13 protein-coding genes are annotated in these 26,768 nt (G+C 73.5%); 8 read left to right on the forward strand and 5 right to left on the reverse strand.

Annotation, left to right across the window (positions count from 1 at the left end; translation table 11 throughout):
- Window positions 1-76 precede the first annotated feature (76 nt).
- From ACIF83_RS03875 to ACIF83_RS03895, 5 genes are read right to left on the reverse strand one after another with little or no spacing between them, the layout of a single operon-like run.
- Entirely contained in the window at window positions 77-1,903 is a 1,827-nt protein-coding gene (locus ACIF83_RS03875; protein WP_399723250.1) for a hypothetical protein, read from the reverse strand.
- Window positions 1,900-5,424, reverse strand: coding sequence for a DUF5682 family protein (locus ACIF83_RS03880; protein ID WP_399724037.1), 3,525 nt, complete (start codon window positions 5,422-5,424; stop codon window positions 1,900-1,902). Before ACIF83_RS03880 ends, ACIF83_RS03875 begins: the two co-directional genes overlap by 4 nt.
- Window positions 5,421-6,590 carry an AAA family ATPase gene (locus ACIF83_RS03885; protein ID WP_393478449.1) on the reverse strand — a complete coding sequence of 390 codons (1,170 nt, stop codon included), beginning with the start codon at window positions 6,588-6,590 and terminating at the stop codon, window positions 5,421-5,423. The genes ACIF83_RS03880 and ACIF83_RS03885 overlap by 4 nt, the downstream gene beginning before the upstream one ends.
- Window positions 6,591-6,639: 49 nt before the next feature.
- Window positions 6,640-11,640: a hypothetical protein gene (locus tag ACIF83_RS03890; RefSeq protein WP_399723252.1), complete on the reverse strand. Its 5,001-nt coding sequence runs from the start codon at window positions 11,638-11,640 to the stop codon at window positions 6,640-6,642.
- On the reverse strand, window positions 11,637-12,491 hold the full coding sequence (locus ACIF83_RS03895) for a DUF4132 domain-containing protein (RefSeq protein ID WP_399723254.1): 855 nt from the start codon (window positions 12,489-12,491) through the stop codon (window positions 11,637-11,639). The genes ACIF83_RS03890 and ACIF83_RS03895 overlap by 4 nt, the downstream gene beginning before the upstream one ends.
- 586 nt (window positions 12,492-13,077) lie before the next feature.
- Here ACIF83_RS03895 and ACIF83_RS03900 point away from each other — a divergent pair.
- Genes ACIF83_RS03900 through ACIF83_RS03935 form a run of 8 tightly spaced genes read left to right on the forward strand, consistent with a single transcriptional unit; the run spans window position 13,078 to window position 26,766 of the window.
- The gene (locus tag ACIF83_RS03900) at window positions 13,078-14,937 is read left to right on the forward strand and encodes a phage tail sheath family protein (protein ID WP_399723256.1); all 1,860 of its coding nucleotides are present in this window, start codon (window positions 13,078-13,080) and stop codon (window positions 14,935-14,937) included.
- A gap of 34 nt (window positions 14,938-14,971) precedes the next feature.
- Window positions 14,972-15,496, forward strand: a complete 525-nt coding sequence (locus ACIF83_RS03905) for a phage tail protein (RefSeq protein WP_004003113.1) — start codon at window positions 14,972-14,974, stop codon at window positions 15,494-15,496.
- Between the two features lie 33 nt (window positions 15,497-15,529).
- Window positions 15,530-16,258 (forward strand): hypothetical protein, encoded by a 729-nt coding sequence (locus ACIF83_RS03910; protein ID WP_399723258.1) that lies wholly within the window; start codon window positions 15,530-15,532, stop codon window positions 16,256-16,258.
- A complete protein-coding gene (locus tag ACIF83_RS03915) occupies window positions 16,251-16,994 on the forward strand; it encodes a hypothetical protein (protein ID WP_399723260.1) in 744 nt (247 codons plus the stop codon). Before ACIF83_RS03910 ends, ACIF83_RS03915 begins: the two co-directional genes overlap by 8 nt.
- A gap of 60 nt (window positions 16,995-17,054) precedes the next feature.
- Window positions 17,055-17,954 carry a DUF4255 domain-containing protein gene (locus tag ACIF83_RS03920; protein WP_393478465.1) on the forward strand — a complete coding sequence of 300 codons (900 nt, stop codon included), beginning with the start codon at window positions 17,055-17,057 and terminating at the stop codon, window positions 17,952-17,954.
- 36 nt (window positions 17,955-17,990) lie between these two features.
- Complete coding sequence (locus tag ACIF83_RS03925) at window positions 17,991-19,973, forward strand: ATP-binding protein (protein ID WP_399723262.1); 1,983 nt, start codon at window positions 17,991-17,993, stop codon at window positions 19,971-19,973.
- Window positions 19,964-20,248 (forward strand): hypothetical protein, encoded by a 285-nt coding sequence (locus ACIF83_RS03930; protein WP_393478470.1) that lies wholly within the window; start codon window positions 19,964-19,966, stop codon window positions 20,246-20,248. The genes ACIF83_RS03925 and ACIF83_RS03930 overlap by 10 nt, the downstream gene beginning before the upstream one ends.
- Complete coding sequence (locus tag ACIF83_RS03935) at window positions 20,245-26,766, forward strand: DUF4157 domain-containing protein (RefSeq protein ID WP_399723265.1); 6,522 nt, start codon at window positions 20,245-20,247, stop codon at window positions 26,764-26,766. Before ACIF83_RS03930 ends, ACIF83_RS03935 begins: the two co-directional genes overlap by 4 nt.
- The last annotated feature ends 2 nt before the right edge of the window (window positions 26,767-26,768 follow it).

Consider the following 26,768-nt stretch of genomic DNA (forward strand, 5'->3'; position numbering starts at 1 on the left):
CACGCCGGACGGGCCGCCGGCGCGGGGGAGCGGCGGCCCGTCCGGCGTGGCCGCCTCCCCACGCCGTCCGCCCGCCTCAGACACCCCAGGCCGCCGCGCACAGCGCGCGGTCGACCTCGTCGGTGTAGCGGGCCGCGGCCAGCCAGGCCCGGGCGAACCGGTCGGTGTCCGCCGGGAGCAGCCGGCCGAAGACATCGCGGGACCGCTCCGCAGCGGCCGCGTGGAGTTCTTCCACGAGGTCCCCCGCCGTCGCCAGACCGTGCCGGCTCAGCCGCCGGGCGTCGGCCGCCGTGTTCCCGGGGAAGGACAGCACGAGCCGGCCGCCCGAGGCCGCCTGGTGCACGCGCCGGCGCAGCAGGTGCACCGGAGCCTCGTCGGGCGTGGGCGCCGCGGCCACGGGCGCCGGAGAGGCGGGCAGGTCGGCACGGAGCAGCCGGTCCAGGCCGGCGTCGACGCGGGTGCCGGGGATGGTGGGATGCTCGGTCGCCAGCAGCTGGGCCCTGGGGTGCGGGGCCGGGACGAACCGGGCCACGACCCGGAGCCGGCTGCCGCGGGCGGCGGCCAGCAGGCGGAGGTTGTCGCGGTGGGGGAGCGCAGGGTGGTCGTGCGCGGCGGTCAGCCGCAGCGGGACGCCCCCGCAGTCGGCGAGCAGACTGTCGCCCGCCGCCTCCCGGACCGTGCCCGTGAGGGTGACGTCCAGGAAGAGCAGGTCGTGGCCACCGCTCAGGGCACGGGACAGCTGGTCGGCGACCGGCACCGCCCAGAGCCGGTCCAGGGGTTCCGCGCGCCAGTCGGCACCGGACGCGCGGACCGCCCGTACCCCCGCGCCCGCGCCGAGCCGCCCCGTCGGGGAGACCGTCGCCCCCGACACCGCGAGACCGGCCCGGGACAGTTCCCGGTGGGTCAGCGCCGTGTCACCGACGCGTACGGCCCGGTCGGCCGCGCCCACCGCCCGACGGGCGCCGCCCGGTGCCACGTCCGACACCTGGTACAGACGGCCCTCGGCGTCGGCGGTCCAGGTGACGGCGCCCGCGTACCCGCTCGCCGTGAGCACCGGCTCGGAGAACAGGCCGTACAGCCGCAGTGAGCCGTCCGGGCGGTACGGCTGCCGTACCGTGCCGCGCAGCTCGGTCAGTTCCGGGCCGACGGCGTGCGGGATGCGGTGGGCCGCCGCCAGGGCGTCGCGGAGCGCGGTGACGAGGTCGGCGAGGCGGTGGGCCGGGTCGGCGGAGCGGGCGGCGCGCAGCGCGGTGACCACGGAGATCGCCGTGGCGGCGGCCCTCGGGAGACCGGCGAGGCGCGCCGTGTGCGCGGCGCGCAGCAGTTCCGCCTGGAGCACCGCCCCGGAACCGTCCGTACCGGCTTCGAGTACGGCGGTCGTGGCGCCACGGACGGCACGGGCGGCGGCGCACTGTTCGGGCGTGGCCCGCTCGGCTTCGGGTTCCGTCCCGTCCACCGGTTCCTCCGAACCGGTCTGCGCCGCACCGGAATCGACGGCAGCGCCCGGTTCTGCCGCCGGTTCCCCGTTCGGAGTTGTCGCCGGTTCCGCTTCGGCCGGCGGGGCTGCGACCGGTTCGGCTTCCGGTTCAGCGATCGGTGCCGCCGACGCCGCAGCGGCGCGGTGCAGACAGTCCGGCGCCAGCAGACAGCCGCAGCGGACGGCCTCCGCGCTGGTCACCGCGCCGCCGGGGGCGTGGAGTTCGACGGCGGTGCTGTCGTCGACGGCGATCCGCACGGTGTCGCCGTCCCGGACGACCGGGCGCTCCGCCAGCTTGGCCACGCCCGCGTCGAGCCGCTTGCGCAGCCGGGGCGAGAGTGCCGCGACGAGCTCGGCGGTCACGGCCGGGGCGACCGGAGGCAGAGCCGCGCTCTCCCGCTGCTCGCTCTCGAGATCCTGGCTCATGCGATCTTCTCCCCTACCCAGCGGGCGAGTTCGAGCGGACTGAGGGCGGCCACCGGCATCCCCGCGGCGACCAACTGGCTGGCGACCCCGGTGGAGTACCGGGGCCGGCCGGCGTCGTCCAGGCTCGCGCACCCGAGGACGTGGCAGCCGGCGCCGACCAGGGCGCGGACCTCGGCGAGCAGCCCGCCGAGGGGGTAGCCCTCCTCGAAGTCGCTGACGACCACGACGAGCGTCCGCGAGGGCACGCTGACCAGTTCGCGAGCGTGCCGCAGCCCGGCCGCGATGTGGGTGCCGCCGCCCACGCTGACCTCCAGCAGCAGCGACAGCGGATCCTCGACATGGTCGGTCAGGTCGATGACCTCGGTGGAGAAGGCCAGGAAGTGCGTGGACAGGGTGGGCACCCCGGCCAGCACGGAGGCCGTGAGCGCCGCCCAGATCGTGGACGCCTCCATGGACCCCGACACGTCGGTGACGAGAACCAGCCGCCAGTCGGCGGCCTTTCGGGCCCGGGTGCGGAAGACGGGACGCTCCGGGATGACCTGGACCGTGCCGTCCGGAGCGCGGCGCGCGGTGGCCAGGTTGGCCCGCAGCGTACGCGGCAGGTCGAGTCCGCCGCCCGGACGGCGGCTGGGGCGCGGCAGGGCGGTGCCGTGCAGCGCCGGGCGCAGCCGCGTGGCCAGTTGCCGGGTCAGCGCGTCCACCAGGCGGCGGACGAGCGGACGCAGCGTCGCCAGCCGGGCCTCCGGCAGTCCGCCCGCGTGCCGGAGTACCGAGCGGAGCAGGTCGACCGAGGGCCGTACGGCGTCGGGCTCGAGTTCCGTGAACACGTCCGGCCGGCCCGTCGCGGCGGCGGCCGCCAGCACCTCCTCCCGGATGCCCGGGCCGAAGAGCGCCGCCAGTTCCTCGGACCACTCCCGCACTCCGGGATAGGACGCCTCCCGGCCGCCGCCGCGCCCCGCACCGGTCAGGTCGCCCCGGCTGCCCTCCCCGCGTCCGCTGCCGTACAGCTCGTCGAGCGCGGTTGCCAACGGACGGGCAGAGCCGGGCAGTTGCTCGGTACGGCGGCCCAGCACGAGGCGCCAGCGGTCGGCAGGAGCGAGCCGGTGGTCCGCGCCGGAGGCGGCGTCGGCCGGGGCGTCGGCCGCGGCCGGGGCGGTCTCCGGCTGCCGGGGCGGCGGCAGGAGCCCCCAGGCGCCGAGGGCCTCGCGGGCCGCGAGGTCGGCCCGGGTCCAGGCGGCCAGCGCGCCGGGGTCGACGGCGCCGGTGTCGGCCAGACGGCGCTCGTCCAGGCGCTCCTCGACGGCGGACAGGAGCCGGTCGCGGGCGGCGGGGCTGAGCGTGTCGAAACCGCCCCGCAGCGCGGGCAGCCGGTCCAGGAAGTCCCGGTCGGACAGCTCCGACACCCGCCCCAGCAACGGCTCCAGCGCGGGCGCCGCGGACTCCAGCAACTGGCCCGCCGCGGTCAGCAGCCCTGTGAGCCGCGCCGTCAGCGCGGACCGCGACCCGGGATCGCAGGCGCCGTCCACCCAGGACGCCACCCGGTCGCCGAAGCCCCGCGGATCCTCGTGACCGAGCAGCACGCGTACGGCACCCGCGGCGCCGCGCATCAGCGGGGAACCGTCGGCGGCCAGCCGGGCCAGCGCGTCGGTGAGCCGGATGCCGCCCAACAGGTCGGCCCGGTGGGCGAGTTCCAGCAGGGCGTGTGCGTCGGCCGGGTCCTCGGAACCGGTGAGGCCGTCCACCTGGCGCACGGCGGCGGCGGTGAGCAGCTCGGCCACGGCCGCCGCCCGTGCCGTACGGTCCTCGTCGGCCGGCAGCCCCGCTATGTGACCGGACCGCAGCCGGTCCGACAGGGCCAGTCCGGCGAGGAGTTCGGGCAGCGTGCCGGAGTTCGGCAGCACCTCGGCCGTGTCGTCGAGCCGTTCGTCCACCAGGCCCGGCAGTCCGCACTCCGCCGCCTGCTCCAGGCCGTGCAGGGACTGCGCCGCGGTGGGCCCGCCCTCGTCCTGCTCCGCGCGCCGCCGTTCCCGCAGCAGACCCTCGGCGGCCTGGGCCGGGGTGACGCCACGGACGCCCGCCGCGGTCAGCATGGCCGCCGTCGCGGGTGTCCAGCGCACCTCCCAACGGGACGTCAGCGCCTCGGCGCCGCCCGCGCCGGAGACCTCCCTCGGCTCCGCGTACGGCACGGCGCACACCGTCAGGCGGCGCAGCAGGAGTTCGCGGCCGCGGTCCAGTTCGGAGCGGAGCGGGTCGAGGCGCAGATCGCGAGCGTTACCGGGGCCGGCGTCCGCCGGACCGGGCAGGCCCAGCGCGGCCAGCTCCGCCTCGACCGCCGGAGCGAGCCCGCTGCGCGGCGCGTCCGGTGCCGGCCGGCCCGCGCGCGTGCCGACGAGCACCTTCTCCATCGCGCGGGCGACGGCCCGCCCCCGCCCGTACGGCTCGCCCTGCGCGAGCACTGTCTGCACGGCCTCCACCAACTCGCCCCGGCCCGCCGCGGGCAGCCCCCGCAGCCGGGCCAGATCACCGGCGAGCCGCACGATCTCGCGCGCGTCTGCCGGCCCGGAAGGATGCCCGAGTGCCCGCAGCTCGGCACACACCCGCACGGCCGCACCGGTCAGCACGTCCTCCAGTGCGGCCGGATCACCGGCGGCGCCCAGCACCCGGTGCTGCCACTCGGGGTCGCGGATCCCGGCGGGATAGCCGGAGCGCTCGTCGAGGAGGGCGTAGGTGTACGGGATGAGGGAGGTCGTCCAGGGCGAGGCCGCGGCGCCGGGTCGCTCGGACGGGTCGCTGTCGGTCGGTGCCAACAGCGCCGGCGCGTGGAAGGCGCCGACCACCACGGCGGCCCGCTCCCCGTTCGCGGTGGCCCCGGCGAGACACGACCGCATCCAGCGCTCGCGCCGCAGATCCAGCTTCGGCACCCCGCCCGAGCGCGCCGCCTCCTCGCGCAGCGCCCACCCCGTGAGCAGCGCGGCCCGCCGCAGTGCCTCCGGCGACGAACCGGGGGCGGTGGCCTCGACCAACCGGTCCCAGAGGTCGTCACCGGGGCGTCCGGTGAGGCGGGAGCGCAGGGCGGCACCGAGCCCGGCGAGGGAACCCTCCGCCGCCGGCTTCCCGCGGCCGGCGGGCTCCTCGTGCCCCTCCCCGCCCCACGCCCGGTCCGCGAGCGGCAGGTCGCAGGCCATGGCCGGTACGCCGTGCCGTGCCGCCCACCGCACCGCCACCAGTTCCGGTGAGAAGTCGGCGAAGGGATAGAACGCCGGGCCCCCGCCTGTGTCGCGGGGTGCGGCGGCGAGGGCGACCGGTGCCCGGGTCTCCTCGTGGGCGAGCCACGGCAGCCACTCCTGCAGTTCGGCGGGGAGTTCGACGAGCAGGACGTCCGGCTTCGCCGCGTCCAGCAGCGCCGGCACGGCCGCGGCCAGGGACGGCGCGTGGTGCCGTACGCCGATGAGGTACGGCGCCGCCGGATCGGTGAGGGCCAGGACGGCGGACTCGGGAGAAGGGGGGAGCACGGCCGTCAGCCCTCCAGGACCGTGCGCAGGTCCCACAGGGTCCGCCAGGTGGCGGAGCCCTGCTCGGCGCGGCGCCGGACGGGACCGTCCCAATAGCCGCGCAGCCGGGCCGCGTCGGCCGGGTCGTCCTTGCGCGCGACACCGAGGAGGTGGCCCGGGAGCAGGTCGAGGACGTCGCGGTCACCGGGGAAGTACGCGGCGGCCAGCCCCAGTGCGCCGGCGACGGACACGGCCTCCGCGGTGCTCATCACGGTGGAGGGCCGCTCCACCTCCCAGCCCTCCGCCGACCGTCCCTCCCGCAGGTCCCGGAACGCGGTCACCAGAGCCTCCAGCACGGCGTCGTCGACCTCGAAGGGCGCCCCGGCCCGCTCCACCGACGCCCTGGCCTGGCTGCGCACCAGCGCCGTCTCGGCGTCGAGGTCCGCAATGGGGCCCACGGTCTCGAAGTTGAAGCGGCGCTTGAGCGCGGCGGACATCTCCGAGACGCCCTTGTCCCGCAGGTTGGCGGTGGCGATGAGGTTGAACCCCGGCGCCGCGTGCGCCAGAGCGTCCTCGCTGCCCGCCAGTTCGGGTACGGCGATCCGCCGCTCCGACAGCAGCGACACCAGGGAGTCCTGCACTTCGGGCAGACAGCGCGTGACCTCCTCGACCCGGGCGATCGCACCCCGGGACATCGCGGTGAGCACCGGCGACGGCACCAGCGCCTGCCGGCTGGGCCCCTGCGCGAGCAACAGGGCATAGTTCCACCCGTACTTGAGCTGGTCCTCGGTCGTCCCCGCCGTACCCTGCACCACCAGGCCGCTGGTTCCACAGACGGCTGCCGAGAGCAGCTCGGACAGCATGGACTTGGCGGTGCCGGGCTCGCCCACGAGCAGCAGGCCCCGCTCACCGGCGAGCGTGACGACACACCGCTCCACCAGCGCCCGGTCGCCGACGAACTTGCCCTCCACCACCAGGCGCCGCGGCACTCCGTCCGGCACCTCGGCGTCCTCGGGCAGGCGCAGCGCCTGCCCGCCGCTGCCCATCACGAACGTGACGACGGCCCTGGGCGTGAGCCGCCACGCGGGCGGGCGCGGGCCGGCGTCGTGGGCGGCGAGGAAGGCCAGTTCGGTGGCGTACCGGTCCTCGGGCGGGACGATCTGACGGGTCGCGTCGGGGACGAGGACGGTGGTCATCGGCAGGTGCCCTTCAGGGTGGTACGAGTGGTGGTCGGTGAGGAGAGGATCATCGGCGCCGCCCCCTGCGCGTCGCCCGCGTGGTCAGCTCCTCGTAGGCCGGGGCGTCCCCGGCGCGGACGCGGTCCCAGGCGCGGGCGAACAGTTCGGGCACCGGCAGCAGGGGCAGGGCGCGCCGGTGGTCGAGGACCGGGTACAGGCCCTCCTTCCAGATCTCCACCGGCAGCGCGGGCGACTTCAGCTCGCGCCAGCCGCAGGGCAGGAACAGGCTCCGCCCGGCGCGTGGTCGCTTGGCCTCCACGACCAGGTCCGTCGCGGCCAGCTCCGCACGGGCCTTCTTCGTCCGGGCGGGCTTCCAGCCGGTCCAGCGTGCGCAGTTGCGGTCCGTCGGGTCGGGCAGGGCCAGCAGCATGAGGTAGAGCGCGGCCGCGTCCTCGCCCAGGCCGTGTGCCGAGGCGGCCTCGGCGACGAGCGACGGCACGGTGACGGTCGGGTCCTGCCCGTACCCCGAGGGACCCTCGGTGCCCATGCCGGCCTCGACCGCCCGGGCCAGGTCGTCGCCCAGGAGCGTGCGCAGCATGCGCAGCCCGTGACCGCGCGCACCGCCGACCAGGCCTTCCAGCAGCCCGAACACGGTGTCGTCGGGGCCGGTGAGGGCCGCCGGGCGCACCAGGACCGTCTCCGTGTCGCGGTACCAGGGGCGCAGGACGATCGCCTCGCCGACCCGGGTGAGACCGTGCGCGTCGGCGCCCCCCGCGGCCGGGAGGCCGTACGCCTTGCGCAGTTCGACCGCGGTCGAGCCGCCCTTTTCCGTCCACTCGACGTCCAGGTCGAGCAGCAGCTCCGGATCGGTCATCCGGCGGCGCAGGGCGGCCAGCCCCTCGGGCAGGGATGCGCGCAGCGGGTGGCCGTACGGCAGGACGTAGGCCAGCGCGGCCAGGGCGTTCACGGCGGCCGCCAGCTCGTGCCGGCCGGGGATCGCGCTCGGGTCCGCCCAGGCGAGGTTGCCGTCCTTGTCCGGCCGCAGGACCGTGGTGCGGGCGAGCCAGGGGGTGCGGGACGGGTTGAGCACCTCCTCGGCGTATCCGGCGCCCGTCCCGGCCAGGTCGGCGGCGAGTTCCTCCGGTACGCGGACCAGCGAACCGAGACGCTCGGCCCAGACCCGGCCGGCGGCCTCCGTGTCCGGTCCCGTGGTCCACAGGTCGGCGGGATCCGCGGGCAGCAGGGCGGCGAGGAGGGCGTTGCGCTCCTCCGGCTCCAGGGCGTTGACCCGGGAGACGGCGAACTCGCACTGCCGGGGCTTGAGTCCGAGCAGGGCCAGTCCCTCCGCGCCGGGCGACTGCGGCAGGCCGGCCAGCAGCACGGCCGCCTGCAGCGGACCGAGCCCGCCGCCCGTCGCCGCCACCAGCGCCTCGGGTGCCTCGGGCCGCCAGGGAGCGGCGCCCTTGTCCCGGATCAGCCGGGCGACGATGGCGAGGTCTTCGGCGGAGATCGCCGTGTCGTGCCGGACCTCGCTCTCCAGGACGAAGTGGGCGATCGCGCCGAACGCACCGGACGGGTCGTGGTCCAGGGCCAGCCAGCGCACGCGGTCCCGCTCGCTGTCGATGCTCTGGCAGCCGAGGACCACGACGGTGCGGCCGTCGCGGCGCAGCACCTGCCCGGCCCGCTGCTGCTTGTCGTGCGGCTCGCACAGCACGATCTCGCGCAGGGCGCCGCCGGCCGCCGCCAGCGGCCCTTCGGCGACCGCCTCCAACAGCAGGAGCAGCGGCTCCCGTCGGGCGTCGGACAGGGCGGGCGAGGCGGCCCGGTGGGCGAGCGCCCGCAGGACGCCCAGCGCGGGCGGCCACACCATGCCGATCCCGGGGATCGTGCGCTCGTCGCTGAGCCAGCCGTCGCCCAGCGCGGCGAGCTGCTCCCGGTCGGGCAGTCGCCCGCCCTCGGCGGGCTCGCCCGACAGCACGTGGTTCACCGCCCGGATCTGGCGTAGCACACTCCACCGCTCCCCGTACCACCAGCCGTGCAGGCCGGCCACCCCGGACAGCGCGTCGTGCAGGGTGCGGTCGTCGCCGTGCCGGGGTCGGTAGTCGGCGAACATCTCCTCGTTCTCGCCGGACTTCTGCGGCCGTTCCCGGGGCGGATCGGCGAACGTGGTGGCCGACTCGGTGAGGCGCAGCGTCACCCGGACCAGGGAGGTGACACCCGTGAGCAGCCGGCCGTCGGTGCAGCCGGGCAGGGCGAGGGCGACGGCTCCGAGCGCGACATGGTCCGCGGACGGCACGGCGGCCTTGGCGGCCTCGTCCGAGCCGGCCCGCTCCAGCGCCTGCCGCCGCCCGTCCAGTGCCAGCGCCGTGACCCGCAGCAGCTCGGCCGCCTGCTCGTCGGTCAGGGCGCGCAGCACGGCCGAGCCCTGCTCGTCGCGGGGGCGCAGCGCATGCCAGAAGGGCAGGGGCGGCACCAGCCGGGTTCCGGCGGCGAACTCGCTGCCGCGCTCGTTCGGCGTCACCCGGCCCAGTTCGCCGTCCGCCGAGGTGTCGTCGGAGGCGAACAGGCCGACCTGGCGGATCATCTGCGCGGCCACGGGCTCGGCCCCGCCGGGCAGCCGCAGGGCACCGAGCGGAGCAGAGCCGGCCCGACCGCCGTAGGACGTGGGTATGGAGACCGTGCGCCCGTCGGGCGTACCGGCGGCCCTGCGGGCCTCGGCGCCCTCGCCCTCCACGCGCACCCACCGGCCGAGCACCGTCCCGTCGGTGCCGAACGGGCTGTTCTCCAGCCCCGGTTGGAGCGGCAGCACCTCGCAGAAACCGGGCAGCAGGGACGTCTCGTCCCGGATCCCTGCCCGCAGCAGTGCGGGCAGGGAGGCACGGCCGTGCGTGCCGGTGGCAGGGTCGTACTCGAGCCAGACCGTCTCCAGGCCCTGCCTGCCCTGCCGCCAGTACGTGGTGCCGTCGCCGATGACGGCGCGGCTCGGAGGCACGACCGTGTCGCCCGCGTGCAGAGTGCGGCCGCCGGTCGCGCGGCCGCCGGTCGGCAGCGGGACGGAGGCGGTGTCCGTCTCGTTGCCGGACCACCAGGACGAGAGCTGCTCACCGCCCAGCTCCACCACCTCGGTGGGGCGGGCCGACCAGTAGCCGTGCTGCTTGCTGCCCTGCCGCCACATCACCAGCAGCTCCCCGTCCACGTACCGGAACCGGGGACGCTGCCAGCGCTCCAGGTCCTGGGGCAGCCGCAGGTCGTGTTCGAGGAGGATCCCGTCCGGGCCGACCACGATCGCCTTGTGCCCGCGCACCAGGATCAGCGCGGGCCATGCCTCGTGCAGCGTCAGCGTGTTGTCCTCGCCCTTCCTGGTCTCGGCGTCGATCAGCTCCAGCGCCTCGTCCAGGGCGGCCCAGCCCAGTTCGTCCAGGATCCCGGCGCGCAGGGTGCGGCCGAGCAGCGGTGCCACCTCGTGTCCGGCGACGCGGGCGACGGCGTCGGGACCGGCCTCGGAGGCGACCGTGCGGAAGGGGCGCAGCCGGTCGAGGGCGGCACGGGCGCGGGGCAGGCCCACCGCGCGCGTGAACTCCCCGGCGGCCTCGTCCAGCCACTCGCGCAGCACCACGGACAGCACGGGATGGGCGGCGACCGTCTTCAGCAGGGCGGAACTGTGGGAGTCGTTGCCCACCGGCTCGACGGCCTGGTGCAGCAGGCGCCGGAAGCGAGGGTCGGCCGCGACGGCCATCAGGTCCCGGCGGCCGGCCCGGGTGTCCTTCAGCCAGTCGGTGAGCGGCAGGTACACGTTCACCTCGGGGCCGGGCACGGTGAGCGGGACGTCCTCGGCCACGCACAGGTCCAGCAGGTCGAGGTCGGCGCCCGCGTGCCAGCGGCCGGTGAACAGGTCGACCGCCCTCCCGGCGGCGCGCAGCCCCGGAGCCATCCGTTCGACGAGCGCCAGCGTGCCCGGCGAGCGGCGCGACCAGGACCCGCCGTGCTTGCGGAACAGGGCCCAGCGGCCCAGCCAGTCCGCGGGATCGACCTCGTACTCCTCGGCCGCGGCCTGCTCGGTCAGCAGCCGCTCGGCTCCGCACTCGGCGAGCAGCGCCAGCCAGAACTCGTCGTCCTGGACCTCCCGGCCCAGCCCGGCAGGCATGATCTCCAGCAGACGCGTCCGCACGGCCGGCCGGCGCTCCGCGAGGACCGGCAGGACCGTGCGGTAGGAGTTCCAGAAGGACGCGGGCGCCCGGACGGCGGCGGGGGAGTCGAGCAGGTCGGCGACCAGGGCGCACTCCTCGGTGCCCCGGTCCAGGCCGGCCGCCTTGATCAGCCCGCGCACGTCCTGCGGCAGCGAGGCGTACGGCGGCATGCCGGCCGCACAGCGCTCGACCGTCAGCTGGCGGAACTGCGCCCACGCCGCGGCCGGGTCGAGGCGCCGGGCGAGGTCCTTCACGTGTTCCTTGAGGGCCTTGACGGTCAGTGCTCCGGCGAAGGCGAACTCCAGGAAGACCGCCCGCTGCCGCTCCTCGTCCACGGCGAGCGCGTGCACCCGCTCGGCCTCACGGGCCTTGCCGAAGAAGGCGGCCGCGTACGTGGTGTTCTCGTGCTGCAGGAAGACCCGTGCGGCCTGCTCGTAGAAGGTCGGCAGGAAGTGCGGCACGGCCCGGCCGAGCCGTTCGCCGAGTGCCTCGAAGCCCTCCTTGGCGGTGCCGGGGCGGGACTTGGCCTGCCGGGCGAGCCGCTCGACGTCCTTGACCAGGGCGAGTGCGTGGTGGCCGTTGGCCGGGTCGTTCACCAGCGCCCAGGCCGGGAAGCCCAGCGTCTCCTTGCGTACCTGCCCGACCTCGGGCGTCTCCGGCTCCCGGGCGAGGCCCAGGAACTCCAGCGCCAGGTCCTCGGCCTCGCCGAGGGTGCCCGGCACCAGACGGACCACCTGACGGCCGTCCAGGGCGGGGTGCGTGTAGGTGCGGACGGTGAGGCTGTCGGCGTCCTCGCGCGCGGTGCTGCCCGGGGGCAGTACGGCGCCGGCGTCCAGCAGCGTGGCCGCGGTGGTCTCGTCGTACCCGGTGATGGCCGTCATGCCGCCTGCTCCTCGTCCTGGATGTCCCGCCCGGCGTACAGCGCCGCCGCCATGCGCATGCCCTCCGACCAGGCGACCGGCCCGACCTGACCGAGCTTCAGCACGCGCCCGGCGGGATCGGACCACACCAGCGACCCGGTCTCGGTCTCCTCGTAGCCGTCGTAGTCGCCGACCCAGACGCGGGCCTCGATGCCGCGGCCGTCCTCCAGGACGGAGCACACGGCGTGTCCGCCGCGCACCCGGTAGCCGAGCTGGGTGGCCCTGCCGTGCAGGAAGCGCAGTTCCTTGTACGAGCCGCCCGCGTACTCCTCCACCTGGGTGCCCTCGGCGTCGATGCCGGCCGGGCGGTGCCAGACCTCGCGGAAGAGCTGCTGGGCCCGCTGCTCGACGCCCAGTTCGACGGCGAACTCGCGCAGTTCCTCCAGGTCGTCCAGGAGGACCGGGTGCGGGATGCGGACGAGGTCGGGGGTGATACGGACGGTGTCGCCGTCCAGGTCGACGAGACCCAGGCCGCGATCGGGGTCGGCGTCCCGCAGGAAGCCGGCGACCTGTCCGTCGTCGCCGGTCACGACCACGTCGCGCAGCGCGGCCTGCCAGGCGGGGTCCGGCCACACCCGGGCGACGGCGGCGAACGGCACCGGAAGCGAGCGGACCATCCACCGCTCCACGTCGCCCAGGCACTGCCGCTCGTGCCGCTCCAGCCACTCGGCGAGCTGCCTGAGCCCCACGACGGCCGGATCGTCACCGAGCTTGGCGGGCACGGACTTCAGCCGGCGCCCGGCCGCATTGCGGCACACCACTTTCCCGCCGTCGAGGGCGACCTCGTAGTCACCGGCCGCAACCCACCCCATACATGCCTCCCCGCATGCGCAGTGATCAAGTGACGGGAACTCTAGGGGAGGCCACTGACAACGCCGTCCGCCGCTCGGGAGACACGCACCCCGGCGGAACCGGCCACCGTGGATTGTGTACGAGTCGCGGAGGACTCGAGGGCCCCGGATCCGAGCGCCGGGCGGGCGGAGCGCTGCCTCCCAGGTGGCTGCGGTCGCCCGGGCACGGCCCGTCCGACGGCCCGTCACCCGCTGTGGGGAAGCTGTGGACCACCTGTCGGGGGCATGCGGGCAGGATGTGCGAAGGCCGGGAGTTGACCTTCACGAAACCTTTTCCCGGCCTGGCCGGAAGGCGTCTTGTTGGCCCAACTCGCAACACAACAAGGTGGGTTGAGCACTTGAGCATCAGGAGTCGCAAGCACACTGCTTGACCCGGACACCGACCGTCCGGGCGTCGACGGGGGAACTGATGCGGTGTGCGCTCGACCGCCGTCGCCCAGTCGCGCGGGGTCGCTTGCCGCACCGATCCGGAACATGTCCCTCCGCTGTCACTCTCTTGGTGCCTTCGTCCGGTGCCCGAGAGACAGGGACAGGAGGGGGAAAGCCGATGAGCGCGGTGAGCGCCGCCAGGCCGACGTATCCCGGCGTCTACGTCGAAGAGCTTCCCAGCAGCACCCGCACCATCTCGACCCTGACCACGTCGGTGACCGCTTTTGTGGGTCACACCCGGCGGGGTCCGCTGAACGAGCCGGTACGCGTCACCAGCTTCGCGGAGTTCGAGCGCCGCTTCGGCGGCCTGAGCGCACGCAGCGCCGTCGGCTACGCGGTCCATCAGTTCTTCGGCAACGGTGGCACCGTCGCCGTCGTCGTCCGCGTCACCAAGGCCGGCAGTGGGAAGGCCGCCTGCGTCACCCTCAAGTCCACCGAGGGCCACAGCGACAGCCCGGTCCTTCAGGTACACGCCAAGGAGCCCGGCGTGTGGGGCAACGGCCTGCGCGTGGCCGTCGACCAGGACACGCTCTGCCCCGACGAAACCTTCAACCTGCGTGTCCACGACGCCAGGGGCGAGGCCCGCGAGAGCTTCACCGGCCTGTCCATGGACCCGTCCAGCGGCCGCTACGCACAGACCGTGATCAATACCGGCTCCCGGCTGATCCGCGTCGAGGTGCTCGGCGACGGCCGCCCCGACCCGTCCGGGACGGTCTCCAAGCCCTTCGGGCACGAGCTGCCCGACCTGGCCGTCGACCTCACCGTCAAGATCGGCGACGTGGAGCGCGAGTTCACGCTCTACGACCCCGACTGCGACGGCGAAGCCCCGTGCAACGTGGCCGAACTGGCCCTGCTGCTCGAGCGCAAGCTGCGCGCGCTGCCCGACGCGCCGGGCAAGCACGCCTTCGCGGGCGTCGAGGTGACCGCCTTCGGCCGCCGCATCCAGGTGGTCGCGGGCTCCACCGACCCCGAGGACGTCGTCCGCTTCCTCGGCGAGTGCGCCAACGACCTCGGCCTGGAGGCCTCCGTCAACCCGCCCGTCTTCCCGCTGGCGGGCGGCGAGGACGGCGCGGCGCCCGGACCGCGCGACCTCATCGGCTCCGAGGCCGACAAGACCGGCATCCAGGCGCTGCGCGGCGTGGCCGACGTCAACCTGCTCGTCCTGCCCGAGCTGGCCGCGTACGAGAAGACCGAGGACGCGATCACGGTCGTGTCGGCCGCCCAGCGCCTGTGCCAGGAGCGGCGGATCTTCCTGCTCGTCGACGCGCCCGGCACCTGGGTCAGCGTGGACACCGCACGTGCCGGCGTCGCCGCCTTCGACGCCGTACGCGGCAACCACGCGGCCCTGTACTTCCCGCACCTGCAGCTCACCGACCCGCTCACCGGGCGGCTGCGCTCCTTCCCGCCCTCCGGCGCGATCGCGGGAGTCATCGCGCGCACCGACTCCGAGCGCGGCGTCTGGAAGGCACCGGCCGGCACGGAGGCGCGGCTCGCGGGCGTCCACTCGCTCACCGTCAACCTGACCGACCGCGAGAGCGGACTGCTCAACCCGCTCGGCGTCAACTGCCTGCGCAGCTTCCCGCTGACCGGCCCGACGGTCTGGGGCGCCCGCACCCTGGAGGGCGCCGACGCGCTCGACAGCGAGTGGAAGTACGTGCCCGTACGGCGGCTCGCCCTGCATGTCGAGGAGAGCCTCCAGCGCGGCCTGCAGTGGGTGGTGTTCGAACCCAACGACGAGAACCTGTGGCAGCAGATCCGCCTCGCCGCCTCCTCGTACCTGCACACGCTCTTCCGGCAGGGCGCCTTCAAGGGCGGCACCCCGCGCGAGGCCTACTTCGTCAAGTGCGACAGCGACACCACCACCGACGAGGACATCGCGAACGGGATCGTGAACGTCCTGGTCGGCATCGCACCGGTCCGCCCGGCGGAGTTCGTGATCGTCAAAATCCAGCAGACGTCCGGGCAGTTCGAGCTGTAGGCCCACGGGAATCTTGGAGAGCTGAAGGAATCCGATGGCAGAGTTCACGGTCAACGCCCATCGTTTCGACCCCTACAAGAACTTCAAGTTCCTGGTCCTGTGGGACGGTCGTACGGTCGCCGGCATCAGCAAGATCAGTCCGCTCAAGCGCACCACCGAGGTCGTCAAGCACCGCCACGGCGGCGACCCGTCCTCCCCGCGCAAGTCGCCGGGCCGCTCCGAGTTCGAGGGCATCACGCTGGAGCGCGGTGTCACCCACGACCCCGAGTTCGACCGCTGGGCCAACAAGGTCTGGCAGGTCGGCGCGGGCCTCGGCTCCGAGGTGTCCCTCGCCGACTTCCGCAAGGACATCGTCATACAGGTCCTGAACGAGGCCGGCCAGGTCGCCGTCTCGCACAAGCTCTACCGGACCTGGCCCAGCGAGTACCAGGTCCTCGGCGAACTGGACGCCAACGCCAACGCGGTGGCCATCCAGTCGCTGAAGCTCGAGTGCGAGGGCTGGGAGCGGGACTACGAGGTGCCCGAGCCCGAGGAGCCCTCCTTCCTCAACCCGGCCTGATCAGAAGCGAGGTGAGGAAGCCGGGGGGAACACATGGCGATCACCGGGGCGGCCGGGCTGCTGGCCACCTGGGAGGCGGGGCTCGCCGCGACGGCCACCGGACGCGCCCTGCTGCTGCACGGCACGGCGCGCCCGGACCTCGACGCCGCGGCGCTGCCCGCGGTGCCGGTCGGCGAGCGGGAGTCCGACCTGTTCGCCCTGCGCCGCGCCCTGTTCGGGGAGCGGATGCAGGTGCGGCTGGAGTGCCGGGCGTGCGGCACGGACATGGAGTTCGAGCTGGACGCCGGGGAGTTCGCCCGTTCCCTCGACGCACCCGAGGACACGGTCGTGCGGCTGACGGAGGGCGGCTGGGACATCACGTTCCGGCTGCCCTCTGCCGCCGACCTGACGACCGCGGCCCGAGCCGCGGACCCGCGCGCCGCGCTGCTCGCCCGCTGCCTGGTCTCGGCGGAGCACGACGGGACGCCCAGGACCGCCGACGCCCTTCCGGCGCCGGTGCAGCGGCGGATCGCCGAGGCCGTCGAGGCCGCCGACCCGGGCGCCGACGTCACGCTCAGCATCGGCTGCCCCGAGTGCGGTGCCGCCGGCCGGGCCGACCTCGACATCGCCTCCTACCTGTGGACCGAACTGGACGCCTGGGCCAGGGACCTGCTCCTCGACGTCCATCTGCTCGCCACCGCCTACGGCTGGAGCGAACCGGAGATCCTGGCGCTCAGCCCGCTGCGGCGCCGCTACTACCTGGAGCTGTGTGCGGATGTCTGACTCCTCCTCCCGGGCGCCCGAGGCGGAGCCCGACTTCCTCGACCGGCTGATCGCCCGGCACGCCGCCCCGAGGCCGGACACCGTCCGGGTACGGCCGCGGCTGCCCGGGCCGTTCGAACGCGTCGAGGCGGTACGGGCCCGCACCCCGGACCCGGACGCCACGGACTCCGTGCTGTGGCCCTCCGCCACGCCCGCACCCGTACCGGACCGGGACGTGCCACGGCCCGCCGCAGAGCTCCGGCTCCACACGGAACGGGAGCGGACCGTCGTACGCACCGAACGGGCCCCCGCGGAGCAGACAGCGCGACCCGCACCGACCGCCCTGCCCGAAGCACCGCTGCTGCGCCCGGCCGCGCCCCTGGCGCCCAGGCCGCTGTCGGTGCCCAGGACCGGTCCGCGCACCTCCGGGCGGGGAGGCCCGGAGCAGGGCGCGGACCGGGGCGCGGCGCCCGCACCCAACCCCCCGGGTGCGGGCGCCGCTCCGCCCACCGTCGTGTCTGCGGCACCGAGACCGAGCGCCGCTGACGCGACGGCGGCCCGGGAGGCCGTACGGCAGGCCGCCGCACGCCGGCCGGGGAAGGCGCCCGAACAGGTGGTGCAGGTACAGATCGGCCGTCTCGAGGTGACCGCAGGGCAGTCGCCGTCGAGGAACGGGCCACGGCAGCCGGCAGCGTCGGCGGAGCGGCCCGGGGCGGCCCTCAGCCTGGCGGACTACCTGGCACGGGGGCGCGAGTGAGCCGCACGGCAGTGAGCGTGGCGGGAGAGGCCACACGAGAGGAACCGGGGAACTGACGTCATGAGCAACGCACTGGCCCTCGCCCATGTCAGCCAGGCCCTGGCCCTGCTGATCGAGTCCCATCTGCAGCCGGACATCGACATGGCCGTCAAGGTGGAGCCGCGCAAGCCGCCCACCGAGCCGCCGACGGACCCCACCATCTCCGTCTTCCTCTACCAGGTCACCCCCAACACCTCGCAGCGCAACAACGACCTGCCCACCCGCGCGCCCGACGGCAGGCTGGTGCGCCGGGCCGCCGCCGCACTCGACCTGCAGTACCTGATCACCGCGTACGGCGACGAGACCGAGCTGGTCGGGCAGCGGCTCATCGGCTCGGTGGTGCGCACCCTGCACGAGATACCCGTCCTGCCCGAGGACGTCATCGAACTCGCCGGTGAGAAGCCCTACCTGGCGGGCAGCAACCTGGCCGAGGCGGCCCAGCGGGTGCGGTTCACCCAGTCGGTCATGGACATCGACGAGACGTCGAAGCTGTGGGGGATGCTCTACCAGACCCCGTACGCGCTGTCGGTGGTCTACCAGGCCTCCCTCGTCTTCATCGACGGCCGCGAGACCCCGGTACCGGCGAAGCCCGTGGAACGGCCCGAGGTACGGGTGCTGCCGTTCGGCGCACCGGGAGCTCCGGTCCCTCCGGGGGCCGAGCCGCAACCTGAGGAACCGTCAGCGGGCGGGTCCGGCAAGGAAGTCGAGACCCACGCCGAAGAGCCCGTTTCCGGCAAGGCCGCGAAGGCGGCGCCTGCCAGGGCCGTCGCCAAGACCGCGGCCAAGGCACCCGCCCGCACCCGGAAGGCGGCGCAGCCGGCGCGGACCACGAAGCGGACGCCGAAGAGCGCACGGCCCGCCGAGGAGACGGACTCCGGCTCCGGAACGCGGGCGGGCGGCGACGAGGGCGCGGAGAACTGAGACGGCATGGGCGACACGACGGGGGCAGGTGAACACATGGGCACGAACGAGCCGAGCGCGACGGACGCGAGCGACGGCGGCACGGCGCTGACCGCCGGGATCCGGCGCGTCCTGGCCCGCGTCGACGCTCACGCGGCGCGCGCCACCGGGCAGAAGTCCGGCGACACCGGCGCCGACACCGCCGTCGTACCCGTACCCGTACCCGTACCCGAGACGATCGCACCCCTCGACGCGCTCGTCGCCTGCTTCGGCCTCACCCCCTTCGAACGCGACCTCGTCCTGCTCACCGCCGCCGACGAACTGGACCCCACGACGGCCGCCCGGTGTGCGTCGGCCGCCGGAGACCCGCAGCGGGCGTACCCCACCTTCTCGCTCGCGCTGGCCGCCCTGGACGACCCGCACTGGAGCGCGCTCACCCCCGTGGCACCGCTGAGGCGCTGGCGGATCGTCGAACTGGAGGACGAGACCCGGCTGACCGTCTCCCGGCTCCGGCTGGACGAGCGCATCCTGCACTTCCTGCTGGGCTCGCCCTATCTGGACGCCCGGCTGCACGGCAGGCTGCGCCGCACCGCGGCACCGGACGCGCTCCCGCCGTCGTACGACCTGGCCGCCAGCCGGCTCGCCGAGGGCTGGACCGAGGACGGCCGCAGCCCCGACGCACCGCTGCTGGTCGAGGTGACCGGCGGCGACCTGCGCAGCCGGGCCGACCTCGCCGCCGCCGCGGCCGCCCGCTGCGGGCTCGGGCTGTACGCCATGAACGCCGAGGACGTGCCGGCCGACCCCGTCGAACGCGACCGGCTGGCCCGGCTGTGGCAGCGGGAGGCGATCCTGCTGCCGGCCGCCCTGCTGCTGGAGGCCGGCGAACTCGACCGCGACCAGCGGACGGCGACCGAGGCCTTCCTGGCCGGGGCCGCCGTACCCGTCGTCGTCTCCAGCGAGGACCCGTTGCGCACCGAGCGCCCGCACGGCCTTCGGGTGACCGTGCCGCGCCTGGACGACGACGAGCAACTCGCGCTCTGGGCAGACGCGTTCGTGGACGTCGCCGACCTCGAGGAGGGCGAACTGCGGTCCCTGGTAGCCCAGTTCCAGCTGCCGCCGCACGTCGTGCGGTCCGCCGCGGCCGCGGTACGCCGCCGGCTGCCCCGCGAGGACGAGCTGGACGCCGCCGAACTCGCCTGGCTGGCCGGTCTGGACGAGGCCCGCATCGGCATGGACGAACTCGGCCGCCGGATCGAGCCCAGGGCCGGTTGGGACGACCTCGTGCTGCACGAGCGCCAGACGGCCGTGCTGCGGGAGATCGTCGCGCACGTACGGCAGCGGTCCACCGTCCACCAGGAGTGGGGCTTCGCCGCGACCCTGCGCCGGGGCCTCGGCGTCACCGCCCTGTTCGCGGGCGGCTCCGGCACCGGCAAGACCCTTGCGGCCGAGGTCATGGCCAAGGAACTGGGCCTCGACCTGTTCGTCGTGGACCTCTCCCAGGTGGTCAGCAAGTACATCGGCGAGACCGAGAAGAACCTCCGCCGGGTGTTCGACGCCGCCGAACGCGGCGGCGCACTGCTGCTGTTCGACGAGGCCGACGCCCTCTTCGGCAAGCGCAGCGAGGTCAAGGACAGTCACGACCGGTACGCCAACCTCGAGGTCAGCTATCTGCTCATGCGGATGGAGGCCTACCGGGGCCTCGCCATCCTCACCACCAACATGAAGCAGGCCCTCGACACGGCTTTCCTGCGGCGCATCCGCTTCGTGGTCGACTTCCCCTTCCCGGCCGAGCACGAACGCGCCGAGATCTGGCGCCGGGTGCTGCCACCGCAGGCCCCCGTCAAGGACATCGACCCGGCTCTCCTCGCCCGGCTCACCGTCGCCGGCGGCTCCATCCGCAACATCGCCCTGTCCGGGGCGTTCCTCGCCGCCGAGGAGGGCGATCGACTGCAGATGCGGCACATGCTCGCGGCCGCCCGCACCGAGTACCTCAAGCTGGAGCGCTCACTGACCCCGACGGAGGTCCGCGGATGGGTGTGAGCAGAAGGCCTTCGGCGATCCGCGTGGAGATCGGCGAACTCGTACTCGACGGCTTCCGCGCGGACCCGGCCCGCGTCTCGGCCGCGTTCGAACGCGAACTGACCCGGCTGGTACGGCTGCACGGCGTACCCCTGGCCGCGCACGGCGCGCTGACCGTCGACGCGCTGACCGGCCTCGCGCCCCTGCCCGCCGGGCTGTCCGCACGCCGACTCGGCCAGGAACTGGCCCGCGCGGTGCACGAGGGACTGAGCGGCCACGGGGAGGTGACGCCGTGAGCTCCCAGGCACAGCAGGAGAACGCGGAGCAGAGCGCCGAACAGCGCCGCCGCAAGCGCAAGGAGCGGGCCGCCAAGTCCCGCGCCCCCGAACCGAAGAACATCGTCAGCGGCGCCGGACAGCCCCTCGACCCCGGCGTACGACGCGAGCTCGAGGAGCAGCTCGGCCACGACCTGAGCCGGGTACGCCTGCACACCGGCCGGGACGCCGCACAGCTCACCCAGCTGCTCGGCGCGGACGCCGTGGCCGTCGGCCAGGACATCCTCTTCGGCGACGGCGCCTTCAAACCGGGCACCGACGAGGGCCGGCGACTGCTCGCCCATGAGCTGCTGCACACCGTGCAGAATCCGCATGGTCTGGGGGCGCTGCGGGCCGGGCGTGAGCCGGGGGCGGTGAGTCTGCCGCAGCAGGCGATCGAGCGTGAGGCGGAGGCGGCCGCCCAGAGCCTCGTACGACCGGACCGGGCACAGTCCGCCCCGGAGGTGCGGGAGGGGCAGGCGACACCCGGTTGGCTGCGGTACGCCACCCTGGACGCGGACCGCAGGCGCACGGAGGCGATCGATCCGGCGACCCTCGTCGACCGGCTCGCCAACTCGGTCGTACGGTCGCTGCGCGGCGACCCGGAGGACCTGTCCAAGCGCACCCGCAAGCAACTGGCCGGACTGCCCGAGGAGTTGCTCGACCAGGTTCTCGACCGGCTGGAGAACCGGCTGCTCGGCTCCGAACAGGACCGTGTGCTGGACCTCGTCGACGAGATCGACGCCTACGACGACTTCGCCGACGACCGGGTGGAGCGCGACGCCCACGACGCCCCCGAGATCGAGCCCGACACGGCCGAGGAGATCCGGGCCGAGCGGGAGAGCACCCGGAGCGGCGACGCGCAGGAGCAGGCCCGGAAGGAAAAGCCGGAGACCGCACCCGGTCCGGAGAAGGACCGCACCGACCACGAGGGCGCGCCCGGAAGCACTCCGCCGAACGGCGGCACCCGCGAGGAGCAGCGGAAGCAGTCGGGCTCCGAGGCAGGCGCCGGCGGAGCCCGGTCGTCCTCCGGATCCGGGCAGCGGGAGGCGACGGCCGCCGCACCGGCGGCAGCGGTCACCACCACGCAGAGCGGCCAGGGCGCACAGGCCGAGGAGACGGCGCAGGCCCAGGGAGCCGACCAGGGGCAGAAGAAGGAGGAGGGCAGCAAGGAGACGGGCGACCAGCAGGGCGCCCCCACGCCCGGAGCGGAGGAGTCCGCCGCCCGGAACCGCCCCGGCGCCGCCGAGCAGTTCGTCACCGGCAAGCAGGCAGGCAAGGAGGACAAGCGCGGCCCGGAGCAGCCGACCGCTTCGCCCACGGTGGGCCGGGACACCGAGCTGCCCGCTCCGTCGAGCAGGCTGGACGGCGTACGCAGCCAGGATCTCGACGGCCCCGAGGAGTCGGCGGACGAGGACGCGGCCCAGTCCGACAGCACCTCGGAGGTGGAGGTCGGTGGGGGCGAGGCGAGCGCCTGGGACACCAAGCTCCAGCCGGAGGACTTCCTGCCGGAGCAGGACCCCGACCTGTCCGGGGTTCCGACGGCGGACGCGAGGCAGGACGCCACGTCCGGCAGCGAGTCGCTCCCCGACTTCCCCGCACCCCCGTTGACCAAGGCCGACCGGGTGCAGGCCGAGCGCGACGCCGAGGACGCAGCGGCCGAAGCGGAGGCGGAGTCCGAGGACGACACGGTCGAGGAAGCGGCCGCCGAGCCCTCGACGACCCGCGAGACGGAGGGCGGACCGGGTGACACCCTGCTCGCCGACCTCGGTGCGGACCGGACGGCCACGACTTTGGCGGACACCAGTACCGTCTCCAAGGACCCGAAGCGCGGAGACGATCCGAAGGCCGGACCGGTCACGGCACAGACCACGGTGCAGCAGGCGCCCGGCGCGCAGGACGGCGGGAGGTCGGAGGAGAGCGGGGCCGCGAAGGAGACCGCGGCCAAGCAGGAGAAGGGCACCCCGGCCGCGGGGGACGGGGCGGCAGTCGGTCAGCAGAAGAGTTCCCCGCAGGCGGTGGGCGGTACGGCCGCTGCGCCCGCGCCGAAGAGCGAGCACCAGCAGGCCCCCGCGGCCGCGGCCGCCGCAACCGAGCGCACGGACGACGCCAAGTCGCCCTCGGCAGCCCGCGACTCCCACATCACCGGCGGATCCAACGCGGACCGCCCCGGCAGCTCCACCAGTGGGTCGCAGAGCGGGGCCGCGCCCGAGGCCGACCGCACTCCGAGCGAGCAGAGCGCGGCACCGCAGCCCGCTCCGACACGGGCGCCCGCCCCCGCCCCGGCGCCCGAGCCGCCCGCGCCCAAGGCAGCCGATGCCGAGCCCGCGCCGACGGAGGACCGGGCACCCCGGACCATGGTCCCGAAGTCGGCACCCGCTGCCTCCGGCGCCACGGGCGGCGGCGTCGCCAGCAAGCCGGCCGGCAAGGGGAAGGGGAAGAAGGACTCGGGGCCGGCCCCGAACCTCTCCCAGGTCTCGCCCGAGGCCGGGCTGAGCACGGCCGCCCGGTTGAAGCCGCACCAGGCGCTGGAGGCGATGGGCGGGGTCAGCGGTTCGGTCGACCGCAGCGTCGGCGACGAACACAAACAGCTCGCTGCCGCGCCGCCCTCGATACAGCGTCCCGCGGGCGCGCCGCAGACCCTGGAGGGCAAGCCGAAGACCGACTCACCCGCCCAGTACTCGCAGGACCAGGCACAGAAGTCGGAGGCACCCGAGCAGGAGAACGCCGAGGTCACGGGGGCGAAGCAGCCCGAAGGCCAGATCGATGCGGAGAAGGCCGAGGAGCCGAGCGGCTGGCAGACCTTCAAGATGGCGCTCGGCTTCGGCATCGGCTGGCTCGCCGAGAAGCTCGGCTTCAAGGTCGACAAGCAGGAGCTGGCGGCCAAGTTCGCCGGGCTGCCCACGAAGGACGAGGCTCTCAAGCAGGCCCAGGCGGGCAACGCGCCGGGCGTGCAGATGCAGGGTGCCGCGGAGCAGACGGCCGGCGAACAGGGTTCCGCCGTAGACGCGAAGGGCCAGGAGACCGTCGACACCGCTCGGGACGACTCCGGCCGTGGGATGGGCGAGGACCAGGTCTACCCCGACGCCCCCCAGGAGCAGCTGAAGGGCAAGGTGCCCGGCGCGGACGGCGCCAAGGCCGCCGCGCCCGGCAAGGCGTCCACCGGCGCCGTGCCCCCCGACGCGGCGTCCGCGGTGGCGGAGCACGACCGCGGGCCCGAGTTCCAGGCGGCGTTCAGCCAGGGCCAGAAGGGCATGTCCGACAGTCGCCAGACCAAGGACAAGGACTTCCGCGACTCGCAGCAGAAGCACAAGCAGCAGGTCGACGGCGAGATCGGCAAGAACACGCAGGAACAGACGGGGCAGCGGGCGAAGGCCCTCGACGAGGTCACGGCACAGCGATCCGACTGGCGCAAGGAACAGGACCAGGAGCTCCAGAAGCTCGGCAGCAAGAAGACCGATCGGTCGGAGAAGCTCCGCAAGGATGTCGAGGACCGCGAGAAGAAGACCGACGACGACGTCTCGAAGCAGAAGACCGACAGCGACAAGCAGATCAAGGACAAGGGCGACCAGGCCGAGACGGACGCCAAGAACAAGGCGGACGGCGCGGCCAAGGACTCGGGCAACTGGCTCACGAAGGCCTTCGACTGGATCAAAGAGAAGGTCATCGAGATCAAGAACGCGATCGTCCGGATCATCCGGGACGCGCGTGACGCGGTCGTCGGCTTCATCAAGAACTTCAAGGAGACCGTCGAGCGCTGGATCAACGAGGCCCGCAAGTTCATCGTCGACACCGTCAAGAACCTGATCAACGACCTGATCGAGTTCGCCAAGGCGATGGTCCGGGCCGTCATCGAACTGGCTGCCCGCATCAGGAAGTTCATCACCGATCTCATCGCGGCGGCGATCGCGTTCGTCACCAGGCTCGCGGCACAGCTGAAGCAGATCGTCACGGACCTGCTCAACGCCCTCGCCAAGATGCTCAGCGACATCCTGAACATCCTCAAGAAGATGCTCATGGACGTCATCAAGTCCGTGATCGACGCGGTCAGGACGATCCTCGACTACGCCTCCAAACTCCTGGGCGCGCTGGGCGAGTTCATGATGATCGCGATCGACTTCCTGGACGACCCCGGCGGCTGGCTGAGCGGCGCGAAGAACTCCGCGGTCGACGGTGCGAAGAACCACCTGTTCCGTGAGGTCCAGTCCGCCGTCAAGCAGTGGTTCCAGTCGAAGATCGAGGAGATCATCGGCGTACCGAGGGCCATCATCGACAAGCTGATCAAGGGTGGCTTCTCGCTCGAGCGGATCGTGAAGGAGACCTGGGACGCCGTGGTGCCCCAGCTCCCGTTCATCATCGGCGAGATCGTGATCACCAAGGTCATCACGAAGCTGATCCCGGGCGCGGGCTGGGTGATGGCCGTCATCGACGCGATCCGCACGGCGATCGGTGCCCTGGGCCAGATCCTGAGCGCCATGGGCGCGGTCCTCGCCTGGCTGCGCGCGGTTCGCCAGGGAGGCGCGGGCCTCCTGTTCGCCAAGGCGGTCGCGGCAGGCATCGTCGCCCTCCTGGAGCTGGCCTACCAGGCACTGCTGGACGGCATCGGCAAGTACGTCGCGAAGGTGGGCAAGCGTCTGAAGGGCGTGGCGGCGAAGCTCGGGCGGGGTGGCAGGGAAGGCCGGGGCGAGGGCAGGCCTTCGGTCGGCGGAGCCGACGAGTCGGGCGCGCCGCGCCGGGACCGGCCAGCCGACAACGCTCCGGCCGGCCGCCCGACGAACACGCCCGCGGCGTCCACGCGTCCCAAGGACACGGGCGCGGCCCGGAGCAGGCCGAAGGACACCGGAGGCACCGGCAGGAAGCCCGCGACCGGTGAGACGGACACGCCCACCCGACCGAAGACGGGCGAGCCGAGCACCGCCCGCCCGACCGACAAGCCCGCCGGCAAGTCGGACACGCGTCCCACTCCTCCGGCGAAGCCGAAGCCGGAGCCCAAGGCGAAGCCGAAGCTCGACAAGGACGAGACCCCGGGCAGGCCGAAGGACGAGAAGGACCCGACCAAGCCCAGGAACGATGAGAAGACTCCTGCAGGCAATGAGCCGGACCGGGCCAAGCCCAAGAGCGACGGGGACGGATCACCGAAGAAGCCGAAGCCGGACAAGGACGAGACTCCGGGCAAGCCGAAGGACTCGAAGGATCCGAAGGAATCGGCCCAGCCCAAGGGTGACGGGGACGGACCGTCGAAGAAGCCGAAGCCGGACAAGGACGAGGGCGGCAAGAAGAAGGGCGAAAGCGGCAAGGAGCCGAAGGACAAGGACGGGAAGCACAAGGACAGGAAGCGCAAGGACGGGGACGATCCGAAGAAGCCCAGGCACAGGCAGGAGAAGAGGCGCAAGAGGAAGGAGGAGGAGAATTCCGGCGAGGCAAAGGAAAGGCGTCTCGACGTGATTGTCGCTCGCCTTCGCAAGATCCTGCGCGAAAAGCTCGACGGCGGTCTCTCCGTCCGGGATCATCGGGCGACCCTGGAGAGTCTCCGAGAGCACTTCAGGCTCACTGCGCTGATACGGACCGGCGGTGATCCGGACTTCGCCGTCACTGCGGTGCTCAACCCGCGCAGGCCGGTGATCCGGGGAAAGAACAACCTGCAGGGAGACACCCGTGACTATCTGTTTGTGATGAGCGATCCTGCGCTGCCCTTCACCAAGGTGCCCGCTTTCACCAACAACAGGCTCGCCCAGGACTTCGAGGCGCAATACATTACGAAGAAGTACGCGAACTCGCACGGCTCGAGTGCGGACAAGGCGCCCCGAAATGAACCCATTGGGTTCCGCCACCTCAACATGTACAAACTCAACACGGATCCGTCGAACTGGTGGGTCCGTATGCATCTCCTTTCGGATCAGCTCGGCGGGCCGGCGCTCGGGACGAATCTCGTTCCGGCCCGGGGACCCTCCGTCAACACGAAATTCAAGGACGAGATCGAGAAGCATGCATACGGATACCTGGGCGTCAACGAGCAACCCCCGAACCAGCGGGCGATCTGGTACCGGATTCGTGTGAACTACCACCCTGGGCCGTACCCGGGATTCCCGAGCTATCTGCAGGCAAGGTGGGGCAGGTACGAACTTCAGCGGCACAGGAACACCAGCAAGTGGGTCAAGATGGATGAATCCACACGTGGCGTCCATGAGTACCACACGGCGCCCGAAAAGCCGCCTCAGCCCGGGTCGAGGGCGAATGTAACCGTCAACAACGCGTCGCCGGGGCAGTTGAAGCACCTGCTGGATGTCACGCCAGAATTCGCCGACCTCGCGCACCGTGCCATCGTGAAGTTCAGGGCGGACACGGGGCGTGGCATCCGGACCGTACCCGAACTCGTTCAGGCGATTTCCAAGTACGAGAAGGATCGAATGAGGAGGAACGGAAGGACCAAATCCTACTTCCCGGACTTCGAGGGGAGGCTTGAGGAGATCCTCCAGGAGGGTGGGTCGCTACCCCTGTAGGA

Source organism: Streptomyces sp. NPDC085866, from assembly GCF_044541035.1.
Classification (GTDB): Bacteria; Actinomycetota; Actinomycetes; order Streptomycetales; family Streptomycetaceae; genus Streptomyces.

Bases quoted from the DNA above. Each gene is read 5' to 3' on its own strand.
- ACIF83_RS03920 (WP_393478465.1), top strand. From the start codon at position 17,055: ATGAGCAACGCACTGGCCCTCGCCCATGTCAGCCAGGCCCTGGCCCTG.
- ACIF83_RS03895 (WP_399723254.1), bottom strand. From the start codon at position 12,491: ATGGGGTGGGTTGCGGCCGGTGACTACGAGGTCGCCCTCGACGGCGGG.
- ACIF83_RS03910 (WP_399723258.1), top strand. From the start codon at position 15,530: ATGGCGATCACCGGGGCGGCCGGGCTGCTGGCCACCTGGGAGGCGGGG.
- ACIF83_RS03875 (WP_399723250.1), bottom strand. From the start codon at position 1,903: ATGAGCCAGGATCTCGAGAGCGAGCAGCGGGAGAGCGCGGCTCTGCCT.
- ACIF83_RS03925 (WP_399723262.1), top strand. From the start codon at position 17,991: ATGGGCACGAACGAGCCGAGCGCGACGGACGCGAGCGACGGCGGCACG.
- ACIF83_RS03900 (WP_399723256.1), top strand. From the start codon at position 13,078: ATGAGCGCGGTGAGCGCCGCCAGGCCGACGTATCCCGGCGTCTACGTC.
- ACIF83_RS03930 (WP_393478470.1), top strand. From the start codon at position 19,964: ATGGGTGTGAGCAGAAGGCCTTCGGCGATCCGCGTGGAGATCGGCGAA.
- ACIF83_RS03890 (WP_399723252.1), bottom strand. From the start codon at position 11,640: ATGACGGCCATCACCGGGTACGACGAGACCACCGCGGCCACGCTGCTG.
- ACIF83_RS03915 (WP_399723260.1), top strand. From the start codon at position 16,251: ATGTCTGACTCCTCCTCCCGGGCGCCCGAGGCGGAGCCCGACTTCCTC.
- ACIF83_RS03885 (WP_393478449.1), bottom strand. From the start codon at position 6,590: ATGACCACCGTCCTCGTCCCCGACGCGACCCGTCAGATCGTCCCGCCC.
- ACIF83_RS03905 (WP_004003113.1), top strand. From the start codon at position 14,972: ATGGCAGAGTTCACGGTCAACGCCCATCGTTTCGACCCCTACAAGAAC.